General features: G+C 63.2%; 12 protein-coding genes. 5 read left to right on the forward strand and 7 right to left on the reverse strand.

Annotated features, from left to right (window positions below; all coding sequences use genetic code 11):
• The first annotated feature begins 23 nt into the window (after positions 1 to 23).
• Complete coding sequence (locus CGZ66_RS06915; protein WP_167392021.1) at positions 24 to 1,289, forward strand: polysaccharide biosynthesis/export family protein; 1,266 nt, start codon at positions 24 to 26, stop codon at positions 1,287 to 1,289.
• A 29-nt stretch (positions 1,290 to 1,318) separates the two neighbouring features.
• Here the strand turns inward: CGZ66_RS06915 and CGZ66_RS06920 are convergent, their stop codons facing one another.
• The 6 genes from CGZ66_RS06920 to CGZ66_RS06945 all read right to left on the reverse strand — a co-directional run bounded on the left by CGZ66_RS06920 (position 1,319) and on the right by CGZ66_RS06945 (position 8,917).
• Positions 1,319 to 1,588: a hypothetical protein gene (locus tag CGZ66_RS06920; RefSeq protein ID WP_095082870.1), complete on the reverse strand. Its 270-nt coding sequence runs from the start codon at positions 1,586 to 1,588 to the stop codon at positions 1,319 to 1,321.
• A gap of 63 nt (positions 1,589 to 1,651) precedes the next feature.
• Positions 1,652 to 2,965 carry an O-antigen ligase family protein gene (locus CGZ66_RS06925; RefSeq protein ID WP_095082872.1) on the reverse strand — a complete coding sequence of 438 codons (1,314 nt, stop codon included), beginning with the start codon at positions 2,963 to 2,965 and terminating at the stop codon, positions 1,652 to 1,654.
• 216 nt (positions 2,966 to 3,181) lie between these two features.
• On the reverse strand, positions 3,182 to 4,009 hold the full coding sequence (locus CGZ66_RS06930; protein WP_095082874.1) for an SDR family NAD(P)-dependent oxidoreductase: 828 nt from the start codon (positions 4,007 to 4,009) through the stop codon (positions 3,182 to 3,184).
• A gap of 78 nt (positions 4,010 to 4,087) precedes the next feature.
• Entirely contained in the window at positions 4,088 to 4,573 is a 486-nt protein-coding gene (locus CGZ66_RS06935; protein ID WP_095082876.1) for an acetone carboxylase subunit gamma, read from the reverse strand.
• Positions 4,570 to 6,774, reverse strand: coding sequence for a hydantoinase B/oxoprolinase family protein (locus tag CGZ66_RS06940; protein WP_095082878.1), 2,205 nt, complete (start codon positions 6,772 to 6,774; stop codon positions 4,570 to 4,572). Before CGZ66_RS06940 ends, CGZ66_RS06935 begins: the two co-directional genes overlap by 4 nt.
• 13 nt (positions 6,775 to 6,787) lie before the next feature.
• Positions 6,788 to 8,917, reverse strand: coding sequence for a hydantoinase/oxoprolinase family protein (locus tag CGZ66_RS06945; protein WP_095084299.1), 2,130 nt, complete (start codon positions 8,915 to 8,917; stop codon positions 6,788 to 6,790).
• Positions 8,918 to 9,077: 160 nt separating this feature from the next.
• Here CGZ66_RS06945 and CGZ66_RS06950 point away from each other — a divergent pair, with 160 nt between their 5' ends.
• The 4 genes from CGZ66_RS06950 (at position 9,078) to CGZ66_RS06965 (ending at position 14,299) form a co-directional block, all read left to right on the forward strand.
• Positions 9,078 to 9,857, forward strand: coding sequence for a helix-turn-helix transcriptional regulator (locus CGZ66_RS06950; protein WP_095082880.1), 780 nt, complete (start codon positions 9,078 to 9,080; stop codon positions 9,855 to 9,857).
• 263 nt (positions 9,858 to 10,120) lie between these two features.
• Positions 10,121 to 11,452, forward strand: a complete 1,332-nt coding sequence (locus tag CGZ66_RS06955; protein WP_095084300.1) for a glucoamylase family protein — start codon at positions 10,121 to 10,123, stop codon at positions 11,450 to 11,452.
• On the forward strand, positions 11,442 to 12,965 hold the full coding sequence (locus CGZ66_RS06960; protein ID WP_095084301.1) for a mercuric reductase: 1,524 nt from the start codon (positions 11,442 to 11,444) through the stop codon (positions 12,963 to 12,965). The genes CGZ66_RS06955 and CGZ66_RS06960 overlap by 11 nt, the downstream gene beginning before the upstream one ends.
• Before the next feature lie 158 nt (positions 12,966 to 13,123).
• Positions 13,124 to 14,299 carry a glycosyltransferase family 4 protein gene (locus CGZ66_RS06965; protein ID WP_245331035.1) on the forward strand — a complete coding sequence of 392 codons (1,176 nt, stop codon included), beginning with the start codon at positions 13,124 to 13,126 and terminating at the stop codon, positions 14,297 to 14,299.
• A 22-nt stretch (positions 14,300 to 14,321) separates the two neighbouring features.
• Here the strand turns inward: CGZ66_RS06965 and CGZ66_RS06970 are convergent, their stop codons facing one another.
• Entirely contained in the window at positions 14,322 to 14,897 is a 576-nt protein-coding gene (locus CGZ66_RS06970) for a DUF1349 domain-containing protein (protein ID WP_095082884.1), read from the reverse strand.
• Between the last annotated feature and the right edge of the window lie 38 nt (positions 14,898 to 14,935).

A 14,935-nucleotide genomic window follows, 5' to 3' on the forward strand; every position in this document is an offset into this window, starting at 1 on the left:
GGAACGTTCAGTTGAAAACAGACATGTTTGAAGCCCTTCGCAGCGGCCCGGTTTGCGGCCGGCTGCGAAGGGCGCGTTTGCTGGCCATATGCGTTGCCATGTCGCTGGCCATCCCCCACATAGCCACGGCCGACGAGTACCGTCTTGGATCGCAGGACAAGCTCACCATCCGCGTTGCCGAATGGCAGACGGTCGAAGGCACATTCCGTGACTGGTCGGCGGTGAATGGCGAATACACGGTTGGGCCTTCCGGCACGCTGTCGGTGCCGTTCGCCGGCGAGCTTCCGGCATCCGGCAAGACCACGTCGGAAATCGCGGCGGCGATCGGCCAGGCATTGCAGCGCAAGCTCGCTCTGTCGGACAAGCCCGAAGCCTCCGTCGAAATGGCGCAGTACCGGCCATTCTACATTTCGGGCGAAGTCCAGAACCCCGGCCAATTTCCCTATGTGCCCGAGCTGACGGTGCTGAAGGCCATCAGTGTCGCCGGTGGCATCAGGCGAAACGCCGACTACGGCCCGCAGCTCGGCAAGGACCTGGTCACCGCCAAGGGCAATTTCGATATCTCTGACGACCAGCGCATTCGGCTGCTCGTCAAGCGCGCCCGCATCGACGCCGATATGGCCGGCAAGGCGAGTTTCGAGGTGCCGAAGGAGGCCGAGGCCGATCCCAGATTGCCAGCCATCGTCGCAGACGAGATGACGATCCTGACGTCCGACCAAAAGGCGCTGAAGCTGAAGCTTGAGGCGCTCAGCGATCTGAAGGGGGTTCTGCAGTCCGAAATCGAGTCGCTGCAGAAGAAGATCGTCAACCAGCAGCAGCAGGTCGACCTGGCACAGCAGCAGCTCACCAGCATCGGCCCGCTGGCACAGAAAGGCCTGATCGCCAACGCCCGGCTGCTCGATTCGCGGCAGTCCGTCGCCGACCTGCAGGGCAAGATCCTGGACTACGAAACGGCCATCCTCACCGCCAAGCAGGCGATCAGCAAGGCGACGCAGGACGCCATCGATGCCCAGAACACCTTGAGTTCAAATCTCGCCACCGACCGGCAGCAGACCGAAGCCGACCTCAACGAGGCCGCGCTCAAGGTGAATATGCAGAAAGGCCTGATGGCCCAAGCCAGCGATCCCTCGATGAGGTCCGCCAGCGACACCGACCAGCAACCCAGCCTGCTCTACGCACTGGTGCGGGTCGTCGACGGCAAGAGCAGCGAAATCTCGGCGAAGGAAGATACGCCGGTGCTGCCCGGCGACGTGATCAAGGTCAAGCTGGCGCCGCTGACCAGTCAGTAGACGCCCAGCCAGTAGACCCCTTGAGCAGTTCACCGTTTCACGGAAACGGCGAACTGCCCTAACTCTTTGTTTTGACGCAATTCCCTGAGGGAAAGCGCTACGCGCTTTTCCCGTGAAAACCGTTTCATACTTTCCTGGAATTGTTCTAGCCAGCAGACCCGGAAACCCCAGCACGATCCGGCGTTTTGATCCATCCCGCCAGGGATGGATCCCGCCTTGGGCCAGGCCTGCATGGACGAAAGCTCCCAGGCGAAACCGCCGTTGGCCCGATAAAGCGCGTCGCGTTTGAAGGGATTCATGCGACGCGCTTCAAGCCTTTCTAATGCAGGTCAAAACCGCTGCGCAGTTTGCCCTGCATCGACTCAGGACGGGTTGGCGGCCGCCGGACCATTCACATGCCGGGGCCAGGCGGCCTCTCTCTTGGCCGCCTCGGCCTGCTCGAAAGCGGGGCTCCACGCCGTGCGGGTGACCGGCAGCCGCGCCAGCTTGAAGAAGCTGAAATACATCAGGAAGGAGCCCATGATGTAGGGGTTGAGAATCTCGACCTCGACGAAGGAGCGGATCAGGAGCAGCACCATCACGCCGAAGAGAATCACCGAATCCGCTTGCCATGCCTTGAAGATCACCGCCGAGACATGGCCGTAGAGCGTGCGCAGCATGATCAGCGAGACCAGCGTCGCTCCGACGAAGCCGAGTTCGACGAGGGCTTCGATATAGGTGTTGTGGAAATGGAAGCCGGTGCGGGTGGTGATGTAGAATTCGTTCCACAGCCGCTCGGCTTCGGCGAAGCCCTGCACCCAATAGGCGGCATAGCCGAGGCCGAGAATCGGTGCTTTCTGCACGGCGTTCCAGCCCTGCTCCCACAGATAGGTCCGCCCGGTGAGCGTCGAATCCTTGCCGAAGAGGCCAAGGACGAAGTCCATCAGCCCGAGATTCAAGGCGACGAAGGCGACCACGACCAGCAGGCCGGCGCCGATCAGGAAGATCACCCGCCGATAGCGCCGCGACAGCAGCTTGCTCATGGTAAGAAGCGCGACCAGCGCCAGGACCGCCGGTATCGAGGCCATCGAGGTGGCGGAATGCGCAATGACGAGCAGATAGGCCGACAACAGCACGATAGGCACCGCCAGGATGACGCTCCGCCAGCCGCGCCTGTAAAAAGCAACGAAAACGACGCAGAAGTAGATGCCGAGCGAGGCGACAAAGCCAATCTGGTTCTTGGAGGCGAAAGCGCCGACGAAGTTGTAGGTCCCGTCGAGAACGTCCTCGGAATAGTTTCCGACCCGCAGCGAGTAGAGCAGGACGACAAATATCCCGATCAGGGCGCCTATGGTCAATGTACGCACACTGACGGTGCGCGCCGCGACGTAGGCGCAGGCGATATGGGAAAAATATTGGATCGACGTCCTCGCGGTGACGCCGGGCGCCTGCGACCAGAAGACCGAAAAGCAGACATAGGCGGCAAACAGCAGCGGCAGCCAGGCGCTGGACAGGTGCCGCAGGAACCGCCGGTAGTCGACCAGGATGAGCGGCAGCCAGACCGCGTAGTAGGCGAGAATCAGGATCTGGCCGAAAATGACCGAATAGGAAAACGCCCAGATCGAGACGGCAACGGCAAAACTGCCATAGACCGAATTCTTCTCGGGATCGACCAGCAGGGACTTTGGAATCTTCATCTCAGAGTCCCGCCGGCGCGACCCAAGGCCGGCAGGCCGCGGGCCAGTCGGCATATCCGCAAACAAGGGCGTGCAATAAACGGCGTCTCCATTGTGCAGTGCAATATAACCTATCGCGCCCTGCGCTCAATGGCAAATCCGGTCACCTTGTCTTACAACGAGGCGATTGCCGAGATCAGGCCGGCGCTTGTCCGGCCACAGCTGCCTGGATCAGCGCTACCACAGTGCCCCGCCGGTGATCTGTATGTTTTCCATGGTGATGCCCTTGGCCAGATCCGAGCACAGGAAGACGGCAAGAGCCGCGATCTCCCGTGGCTGCAGGAGGCGCTGCTGCGGGTTGCCGCTGGCGATTTCGGCCATCGCTTGCTCCGCCGTGCGCCGCTTGCCTTCGCGCTCGACGACCTGCGCCACGTTGCGGCGCATCAGTTCGGTCTCAACCCAGGTCGGGCTGATCATGACGCAGGTGACGCCATGCGCCGCCCCTTCCAGCGCCACGCAGCGGGTCAGGCCGAGCAGGCCGGCCTTGGAAGCGCAATAGGCCGGGTTGTCCTTCCAGCCGACGGAGGCGGCGGTCGAGCCTATGTTGACGATACGGCCCCAGCCGCGCCCGATCATGCCGGGCAGCACGGCACGGGTGACGCGGAAGGCGCCGGTCAGATTGGTGTCGACGATCTTGTCCCACAGCGCGTCGGAGTGGCCGCAGACCGGCTGCTCGGCGGTGGTGCCGGCGGCGTTGACCAATATGTCGGCGGGGCCAATAGCGGCTTCGGCTTCCGCCGCGAAACCGTTGGTGACGTCGCTATCGCGCACGTCGAGATGGGCGGCGTGAACCCTGGTGCCATGGGCGGCAAGAGCCGAACGCACACGCACGATTTCGTCGGCGCCGGGATAATAGGCGGCATCGGATTTGTCGGCGCCGGCGGGCGCAATGTAGGAGCCGACGGCGACATTGGCGCCAGCCTCAGCCAGTGCCGTGGCAATGGCAAAGCCCATTCCGGAAAACCCGCCGGTGATGATCGCGCTGCGGCCGGAAAGGTTTGTCATCAGGCGTGGTCTCCAAGACAATTCGGTGCGGGCAGCCAGGCTACCTTGCCTACAACGCGGCTCACAAGATCAGTGTCGTCAAAGTGGTTTGCCCAGCCATTCGCGATAAAAACCTTCGAGATCGGGTTCGAAATCATGCACGATCGGATATCCCGGCGCCGCCGCCTCGACCTCGTGCAAGGTACCGCACTGCGGGCAGATGAATTCGCGGATTTCCATCCATTCGGGATCGGGAAGATCGCTGTTCGGATAGATCTCGCGCAGGGATTGCTCGGTGTTGCGCACGTTGATGGCGGCGTTGAGCTTCCAGTTCTTGCGGTAGTCGCCGAAGGAGTGGCCGCACTCGCAGCGGGTTATCCGCTCATCGCCGCTCTGGCAGATGAACAGGTGATCCGAGACCGGCAGCAGGATCGGATCCTTCCAGGCGACGCGATCCTGATAGACTGCGACCATCTTGAAGAAACGGTCATCGTCCTTGTAGGCACTCATGATGCGCCGCGTCTGCGGCCAGGGCAGCTGGCCGGCAGCCAGATCGCGGATGACTTCCTTGCTGTACGAGGTCATGGCTTTGCTCCCGGCGTGAAGATGGACCTTGCGTCGACGTTCCAGAAATCACTGAAATCCTTGGTGAAGCGCGACGACAGCTTGATCGCGCTGGCGTACATTTTCTTCACCTCGGGCGCGAAGTCGGCCTTTTCGACCCTGCCTCGCTCGGTGGCGATCCAGTCCGCCACCGGGATTGCTTTCGCCAGCCGCTCTTTGCGCATGGCGGCACGCCGAGTCACGGTCGCATCGATATCGGCCGTGGGATAACCGTCTTCATCGTCCCTCAGCACGATGCCGAACACGCTGTCCGCCGCTTCGCGGGTGAGAAAACCGTTCTCGACATCCCAGGCCGTCTTGATCGGATCGCGCTCCAGCACGTCGCCGTAGCCGCCACCGCCATTGTAGGAATGGCTGAAGATATCGCCTTCCTTGTGCGGCGAGGTGATGTAGGGACCCTCGACCACGACATGGTCGCCACCAATGTTCTTCTCGTAGTCCGACACAAGCGGGTCGATGCCTGGCGCATGCGCCAGCGGTTCGCCCCTGGCCGCCAGTTCATGGATGTTGGAATTGCGCACGGCGCGGTGCTTCTGGCAGGTCGGCGCCGGATAGCCGCCGCACATGCCGCCATTGTCGAACACCCGCGAAGAGTGTTCCGAGGTGTGGAGCCGCAGATGCGAGGTCTTGTTGATCAGCCAGGTCGAGACGAAGGAACAGCCGCCGCGATATTTGCCGGCGCCGCCGGAATTCGGCACGATCGAGCGGCCGATATAGACCATCGGCATCGACTGTTCCCAGACCTCGATGTTGCCCATGTCGGATTCCGGGTTCCAGCCGACATAGGCGGTGTCGAGGCCATCCTTGATGGCCAGAGCGCCGGAGCCGGCGGCGGCGCATTCGAAGTGCGCCATGCCGAACGGTGTGCCGTACTGGCTTTCGCCGCCCATCTCGATCATCGGGCTGTTGACCTGACCGACGAACGCCTCCTCGACGAAACCACGGGCAATGAAGCTGCGCGACAGCAGCCGCTGGAACACGCCATAGGCCGGCAGCAGCAGCGCCCATGATGTGGCTGTCGCCACCATCTCGTTGTCGGGGTTGGTCCAGGTGCCGTGCGGCAGTTTCAGCTCGGTCGCCATCCAGGCGCCGTCATTGACCAGGCCTTCGAAATTCATGTGCTGGGTCAAGGTCACGAACATGCCGCCATCCATGCCGGCCGGCGTGCAGTTCATCGAATGGTAGCCCCAGGGCTGGGTGCCCTCGAAGTCCATGGTGATCTTGCCGTCGGTGGTGATCTCCATCTCGATCGGGATGTTGTAGAGCCAGTCCGGATCGCCGAGCAGCTGGAAGCCGGGCTTGCCTGCCGTGACATGGCCATAGAAGGTGTGGCCGCGATAGATGCCGGGCACGGTGAGCTGGCGGGTACGGGCAAGCTGCGCGCGGCGGCCTTCCTCGATGAACTCCTTCGACACCTTCATCCAGTAGTCGAGGCCGATCTCGGAGATCAGCTGCTTGACGCTTTCGCGCATGTCGATGCAGGAGGCGACCTTGGCCTTCTCGTCCAGCACCCAGTAGATCGGCATGCGCAGATTGCGCTCGCAGCGGATGACATAGTCACGGCGGATCTCGTCGTTCTCGCCGATCTTCTCGGCGCAGACGAACAGGCCTTCGGTGAAGCGCTCCTGCGCCAGGCAGACGTCGCCGCCGGGCGTGATGCCGCCGGCCTCGAGCTCATGGCAGACGGCACCGGCCCAGCCGACCAGGGTGCCCTCATGGAAGATCGGCACCACGTCCATGACGTCGGGCACCTGCACGGTGCCGATGAAGGCGTCGTTGTTGGCGAAGATGTCGCCTTCGCGGATGCGCGGGTTTTCCTCGTAGTTGTTCTTGATCATCCATTTGATGAACCGGCTCATCGTGTGGACATGCACCATGATGCCGTTGGAGAGCGCGATGGCATCGCCCTCGGGGGTGTAGATGGCGACCACCATCTCGCCGACTTCGCGCACGCCGGGCGAGGCCGAGATGCGGCGGGCCATTTCGCGTGCAGAGACGCAATAGGCGCGCAGCTTCGTGTGCAACGTCTCGAATTTCAGCGGATCCTGGTTGCGCAGCGAGAGTTCCGTGATGCCGTCATAGCAGCCGGTCTCTTCCATCAGTCGCTCGGAATCGAGCAATCTTTCGCGAAGGCGCAGGGCCGAGGCAGGTTTGTCCAACATGGCGATCGCCCTCTCAAGCGTGGGTGTAGTGCAGCAGCGTCCATTCATCGACATGGACGCGGTCTTGCGGGTGGACGACGAGCGTCGTGGCGGGGTGTTCGATGATGGCCGGGCCGATCACTTCGTGACCGGGCTGCAAGAGATCCATCTCGTAGAGATTGGCCTTGTGCCAGCGCCCACCGATATAGGCCTCGCGCACGCCCTTGTGGGCGGCAGCCGGATTGGAGGCACCGAGCGGCCGCTTGAGCAGCACCGGCTTGACCTTGTCGGCGGTGGCGATCAGGCCGAGTTCGGTGATGGTGAACCCGGCCTCGCCATAGCGCGACACGCGGTGGTTGACCTTGGCATAGACCGCCTCGAACTCGTCGAGCACCTTGCGCATGTCGTCGGCCGAGTTGACCTCAGCGAGCGGCGCCATCACTTCGACGTCCTCGAGCTGGCCGGTGTAGCGCATCATCAGGATCGGCACGGTCCTGATCTTTTCGCGCGCATGGCCGTCGGCGATCATCTCGTCGACCGCTGCCTTGGTCAGATCGTTCCAGACCGTGGTGACCTTGGCGCCGAAAGCGGCAAGCGTCGCCTCGTCGGCGCGCGAGGGGATGTCGTGCTGCGTCGACACCGAATGCCGGCGCATGAAATCGGCCGTTGTGCAGCCGAAGGCGGAGAAGGCGGCGGCGAACTGGAAGGTGATGATGTCCTTGAAGCCGATGCCCCTGGAGCAGCCGGCCAGGTGCAGCGGGCCCGAACCGCCATAGGACAGCAGCGTGAACTCGGAGGGGTGGATGCCCTGGCCGGAGATGACGCGGCGCAGCGCGTTGTTGGCGTCGGCCTCCAGCATGTCGATCATGCCTTCGGCGGCCTCCTCGACACCGACGCCGAGCACGTTGGCGCACTTTTCCTCGAAAGCCTTGCGGGCCTTCTCGACCTGCAGCACGACCTTGCCGCCGAGGAAGTAATACGGGTTCAGCCGGCCGAGAATGGCGTCGCAATCGGCGATGGTCGGTTCGGCACCGCCCCTGGCAAAGCAGATCGGGCCGGGATCGGAGCCCGCGCTTTCCGGTCCGAGACTGACTTTCTTGGTCAGCGGATCGACCTTGAGGATCATGCCGGCGCCCGCACCAATGGTGTCGAGATGCAGCGTCGGCACGTTGAGCTTGAAACGATCCATCAGCGGCTCGTTCTCGATCCGCGTCTGGCCGCGCGTGATGACCCCCATGTCGAAGGAAGTGCCGCCCATGTCCGAACAGATCAGCGAGTCATTGCCGATCAGCTTGCCGACATAGGCAGCACCGAGAATGCCGCCGATCGGGCCTGAAATCATGGTTTCATGCAGGCGCGGATGATTGATCGAGGTCAGGCCGCCGAAGGAGAGCAGCGTCTGCACGCCATATTTGAAGCCGTATTTCTTCGAGACGTCTTCGATCCCCTTGAGCTGCTTGCGGCCACGCGACGTGGCGTAAGCCTCGATCAGCACCGAGTTCAGCCGCGATTGTTCGCGGATGACCGGACGAACCTCGTGGCTGGTGTAGACGGTGATCTCGGCGCCGGCCTTTTCGATCTCTTCGCGGCAGATCTCGGCGATGCGCTTCTCGTGCACCGGATTGACGTGCGAGAAGATCGTCATGATGCAGATCCCCTCGACCTTGTCGGCGATCAGTTTTTTCGCCGCCGCCGCGACCTCATGCTCGTAGAGCGGCAGCACGATGTCGCCGAACTGGTCGATGCGTTCGGTGACGCCATGGGTACGGCGGCGTGGCACCAGCGGGTCGGGATGATGATGGGTGACCGCATGCAGCCGGTCGGCGTAGGAATAGTCGGCCCAGGCCTGCAGGCCGCGACCCATCAGGATCATGTCCTCGAGGCCCTTGGTGGTGATCAGGCCGAGCCGGCGCCCGGTGCGCGACAGCAGCGTGTTGAGCATGCCGGTACCGGAATAGAGCACGACATTGACGCCGGAAAACAGCTGCTCCAGCGAGATGCCCCAGGCGTCCGCCGCGTCCTCGGCCGAAGCGAGGAAACCTTCGGCTTCGTTCTTCGGTGTCGTCGCCGACTTGCCTATCTTGAAGTGGCCGTCCTGATCGACAAGGATCGTGTCGGTCATGGTGCCGCCGGCGTCGATACCGATGACAATTGGATTGCCAATGATCGGCTGATTGCCAACGATGGGGCCGGTGAGGTTGGGCTGGGTCACGGTCGCCTCGGAATCTGGTCTAAGTTGTCGCTAGGCTAGATTCGGCGGGTGGCCTCGCGCCATATGCCTAAAGACACAATGACGGGCTGACTGACATCGCCGAAAAAAGGGCATGCGCATGGGGACCATCTGGGCGCCGCTCGCCAAAGCGATCGCCGCCACCGGCACGGACAGGCATGTCGACTGCCTGATCGACCTGATCGGCGCGGACATCGCGCACGACCTCGTCACCGTGACGCGCTATTCGGCGACGCAGACACCGGAATTCGTCAAGCACCGGCGCTTCTCGGACGAGATGGTGCAGCGCTATCTCGCCAGCTACTACGTGTTCGACCCCTTCTACGCCTCGTGGCGACGCGAGCGAAGGCTCGGCATCATGCCGCTGAAGCGGCTTGCCGACGACGCGGCCAAGCGCGGCCAGTACATTGCCGGCTTCCTGGCGCAGTCGGAAATCTGCGACGAGGTTGGCATCATGCTGGCCGATGGCGGCGACTGGTGCCTCGGCATCTTCCTCGACCGCTCGACCACCGCATTCAAGGACAGCGAGATCGCCCTGCTGGACGAGCGGCTGCCGGTGTTCGAGGCGTTGCATGCGCTCGACATCAAGGCGCGCGGAACCGAGTTCTCCCGCACCTCGGCACCGACCGGCCCCGGTGCCTCGCCCCGGCAGGAGCCGAGCATCCCGGCAAGCCTGTGGCCGGAACTGTCGCTGCGCGAGCGGGAACTGGTCCAGCTGATCCTGGCCGGCCACCCGACGGCGAACATTGCCGAGCGCCTCGGCATCACCGTCGGCACCGTGAAGAACCATCGCCGCCGCATCTACGAAAAACTCGACATCACCACCGAGCGGGAACTGTTCCTGCAGTTCTTCCAGCACCAGGTGGACCGATAGATGCTCCTGCGTCGGTGGCGATGTGACAGCGCCATCCACCGGACCATTCCCTGCGTCGGCGGATATAGCTACAATTCTGCGTGACGGGGGCAACGAAGGGAGCGCTACACGCGTATGATTGCCAACGCCCGAATTGACGAGAACGCAAGAAAGATATGGGAAAGCCATGACACCGAGTGACTGTTCGGCATGCGCGATGACCTGCCATGGGCTCGCCATGCGACCGGCGGAACCTGCGGCGGTCAGGCTGGAGTGTGCATCGTTTGCTTAGGGCCGAACCCGCCGCGCTGTCCGATGACGAGCTTCTGGATCGCTACCAGCGTGCGGCCTTCGACTATTTCCAGGAGAATGTGAACGCGGAGAACGGGCTGGTCGCCGATACGTCGCGGCCGAATTCGCCGGCCAGCATCGCCGTCGTCGGTTTCGCCCTGTCCTGCTATCCGATTGGCGTCGAGCGCGGCTGGATGACACGCGAGGCGGCGGTGAAACTGACCCTTGCTGCACTGCGCTTCTTCTCGACCTCCACGCAAGGCAATGGCGACGACGTCACCGGCCACAAAGGCTTCTACTACCACTTTCTCGACATGCGGACCGGCCTGCGCGTCTGGCGCTGCGAACTGTCGATGGTGGATACGGCATTGCTGATCGCCGGCGTGCTGGTGGCGGGCGCCTATTTCTCCGGTGACGATGACGAGGAAGCCGAGATCCGCCGGCTGGCCGAGGCGCTCTACCGGCGTGTCGACTGGCGGTGGGCGCAAGGCAGCAGTCCAACCTTGCGGCAGGGCTGGAAGCCGAAGAGCGGCTTTCTCCACTATGGCTGGGAAGGCTACAACGAAGCGACGATCCTCTATGTGCTGTCGATGGCCTCGCCCGACAGCCCGACCTCCGGCGACAGCTACGAAGGTTGGACGGCGACCTACCAGTGGGAGAACATCTACGGCTACGACGTGCTCTATGGCGGACCGCTGTTCATGCACCAGTTCTCGCATGCCTGGATCGATTTCGCCGGCATCCGCGACGCTTTCATGCGCGAGAAGAATTCGGACTATTTCGAAAACAGCCGCCGCTCGACCTACCTCCACCGCGACTATGCGCGGCACAACCCCTACGGCTATGGCGGCTACGACGAGAACCTGTGGGGACTTTCGGCAGGCGACGGGCCGGGCGGCTTTCGTACCAGCGTGGATCGGCAGCGCCGCCGGTTTTCCGGCTATGCCGCGCGCGGCGCACCGTTCGGGCCGGATGACGGGACGATCGCCCCATGGTCCTACCCCGCGTCACTGCCTTTCGCGCCGGAGATCTGCCTGGCGGCGTTGCGCCATCTCGGGGATCGCTACCCCGAGGTGGTCGACAATTTCCGGCTGCCGAGCGGCTTCAATCCGACACTGGCGAACCGGCGAAAATTCGGCCGCAACGGCTGGGTGTCGGAAGGCCACTACGGCCTGGACCAGGGCATTGTGGTGATGATGATCGAGAACCACCGCTCGCGCCTGGTCTGGAAGCTGATGCGGTCCAACCAGCACATCCGTCGCGGCTTGCGCAAGGCGGGTTTCACGGGTGGATGGCTGTCGAGGGATGACGGCGATGGCGCGTGACCGGACTGCCGCCTTCCCTGTCGACCGCAATGACATCGAGCTGATCCAGCACGCCCATCCACCGCACTGGAAGAACCCGGAGCCGGACGGTCCCTACAACCTCGTCGTCATCGGCGCCGGGCCAGCCGGGTTGACCGCCGCCCGCGACGCGGCCGGCCTCGGCGCAAAGGTCGCTCTGATCGAACGCAACCTGATCGGCGGCGCCTGCGTCAATGTCGGCTGCATCCCGTCGAAGTCAGTCATCCGCACGGCCAGGCTCTATGCCGATATGCGCGATGCCGAAAGTTTTGGCGGCGACACGCCGGAGCGTCTTCACGTCGACTTCCAGCGGGCCATGCGGCGCATGCGGCAAATCCGGCAGCGGATAAGCCGCGCCGATTCGGCCGCGACCATCGCCTCGGAAGGCATCGATGTCTTTTTCGGCGAAGCGCGGTTTGCCGGACCGGACGCGGTCATCGTCGCCGGCAAGACGCTGCGTTTCAAGAAGGCGCTGGTCGCAACAGGTGCCCGTGCGAGCCTGCCGACAATTCCGGGGCTGGCCGAAGCCGGTTATCTCAGCAACGAGACCGTGTTCAACCTCACAGCGTGCCCGCCACGGCTTCTGGTCATCGGCGGCGGACCGCTCGGTTGCGAGGCGGCGCAGGCCTTCTGCCTTCTGGGCGCGAAAGTCATCCTGGCCCAGCGGGACCCGATGTTCCTGCCCGGCGAGGAGCGCGACGCCGCCCAGGTCCTTTCGGATGCGCTGGCGCGCGAAGGGGTCGAGGTTCGGCTCAACACCGAGGTCGTGGCGGTACGGACGGCAGGCGGGAAGAAGCTCGCCGACCTGCTCCGGGACGACGACACGACGACGATTTCCGTCGACGAGATCATCACCGGCATCGGCCGTTCGCCCAATGTCGACGGTCTCGACTTGGAAAACGCCGGGGTGGCATACGATGCCAACGGCATCAAGGTCGACGATTATCTGCGGACCACAAATCCGCGCGTCTATGCCGCGGGCGATGTCTGCCTCGACTACAAATTCACCCATATCGCGGAGGCAACGGCCCGCATCGTCGTGCAGAACGCCCTGTTCCTCGGGCGCAAGAGGGTGAGCCAGCTGGTCGTGCCGTGGTGCACCTATACCGATCCGGAAATTGCCCATGTCGGCCTCTATCCGGCACAGGCGCGCCAGGATGGCATCCCGGTCAAGACCTATACGGTGCTGATGCACGACGTCGCGCGTGCGGTCATGGACGGCGAGGAGGAGGGCTTTGTCAAAATCCACGTCAAGGAAGGGTCGGATCGCATTCTGGGTGCCACGGTCGTCGCCAGCCATGCAGGCGAGATGATCAATGCGGTGTCGCTCGCCATCAAATCCGGTATGGGACTGCACGCGCTTGCCGACGTCATCCATCCCTTCCCGACGCAGGCACAAGGCATAAAGATGGCCGGAGACGCCTACCGGCGTACCCGGTTCACTTCACTGTGGAAGCGATTGTCGGCGCGCTGGCTGGCGTGGTCCAGGCAGTGACCCCTGTGGCCCGCCGCCATGTTGCTGCACCAGACATCCAATGTATATCCGCCGCTTGACGCAAGCGCCGTTCAGCTAAACGAGTCGAACCCCTTTTGTGATCGCGGAACCGTCTGGAATGCCGTCTGGAACAGAGCCTTGGAGCGCCGAACGGGCGTGTGCTGGTCGTGTCGCACGATCCGGCCTTTCCGCCGCAGTCAGGCACGGATTTGCGCAACCACCGCAATGCCGTGGCGGCAGCGGCGTTCGGACCCGTCTGCCTGGCATCGGTGCGGCCGCAGGCTGTGGAAGCCGTCGACCCGCCGATCCGCATCGAGGCCCTGTCGATCGACGGTGAAGCTCGCACCGGTTCGATCGGCTGGTGGCGCATAAGGGCAGAACATCGCATTTCGCGCTCCGCCCTGACGCGGCTCGAGACCCTCGTTCGAGACTTCCGCCCGGACACAATTGTGGTCGAGGGCATAGGCCTGTTCAAGCTACTGCAGCCTTTGAGACCCCTGACGAAACAGCTCATCCTCGACATGCACAATGTCGAGTCCGACCTGGCGGGGCAATTGCATCGCGCCGACAAGGCGCGATCCGCCGCGGCCAGGCTCGCCACGACCATTGCCATCAGGCGCCTCGAAGGAACGGCGCTTTCCCTCGTCGACAGGGTATGGGTGTGCTCGAACGAGGATCGCGAAAGGCTGACGACCCTTTTCCCGCACAAGGTGCCGGTCGACGTCGTTCCGAACGGAATTCCGCACGCCGGCGATATCCCCGAAACGCTGCGCGCCCAGCATGCGGCTGACAATGACATTCCGGTGATCCTGTTCGTCGGCCATCTCGACTATCCACCAAATGTCGATGCCGCCAAGAGATTAGCCGGCATCATATTTCCCCGCGTCCGGCAGGCTTTTCCAGCGGCGACACTGGCTATTGCCGGGCGCAGGCCGAAACCTGCCGTACGGGCGCTGGCCGGATTGCCTGGCGTGGAGCTCGTCGAAAACCCGGAAACCATGGCGCCGCTGCTGTCCAGGGCGCATCTCACCATCATCCCGCTTGCGGCAGGCGGCGGCACGCGCATCAAGATCCTGGAGGCGATGGCCTGGGGCGTGCCGGTAATCGCGACACCGCTGGCCGCCGAGGGGCTTGGCTTTGTCGAGAACCAGGAGCTGCTGCTGTCGGTTTCCGATGAAGTGCTTGCCGACATGGCGGTCGGACTTTGCCTGGACGCCGAACGCAGAGCAAAGCAGCGCATCCGCGCGCATCAGGCAGTCTGGGCCAGATTCGGCCCGCGAGCCATCCGCAACGCCGTTCGCGACGGGCTGGGGCTGGACGAAGCTGGTGGGTGATTGAGGCGCAGAAGCGCAGGCTTCAGTCGTGCAGTTCCCGCGCTATCGGCGGGCCGACCGAAAAACCGGAGAACGTGACCTCAAAACCCTCGCGTTGCGGCGAACAGCACATCATGCCGACATCGACCACTTTCGAGATCGGAAAATAGGCGAGCCGCACGGGCTTCCATCGACCATCGGAAGCATCGAGATACTGGACGCGGATCGTCTCGGCATGACGGCTCAAGCGGATCCGCACACCGTGCGGACCTGCTGGAATGGTGGCCAACGACCAGTCCGAGGTATCGTTGGTGACGACGACGGAAAAATACATGACGCCGTCGGTGTATTCGATGCCTGCCTTGATCCAGTGCGTTTCGCTCAGCCGGACCATCAATCCGGCCTGATCGTAGAGCACCTCGTAGCGCCCTTCGACAGTGACTTCGGCGGTGAAATCGCCCTCGACCTTACGGTAGAGGAAGTGGCCGTTGTCGCGCCAGAAATCGTAGAAGGTCTCGCGCCAGAAATCGGTCTCCTTGCCGGTGCGCACACGAACTGTATCGCCGTCGATGGCATGGTGCGGCGGCGGATTGAGCCAGGTCAGGTCTCGCAATGTCATCGTCGCGCGCCGGTCCGATGTTCTTGATGTTGGCGTGT

The sequence above is a fragment of the Mesorhizobium sophorae genome (genome assembly GCF_002270415.1).
Taxonomy (GTDB): Bacteria; Pseudomonadota; Alphaproteobacteria; order Rhizobiales; family Rhizobiaceae; genus Mesorhizobium; species Mesorhizobium sophorae.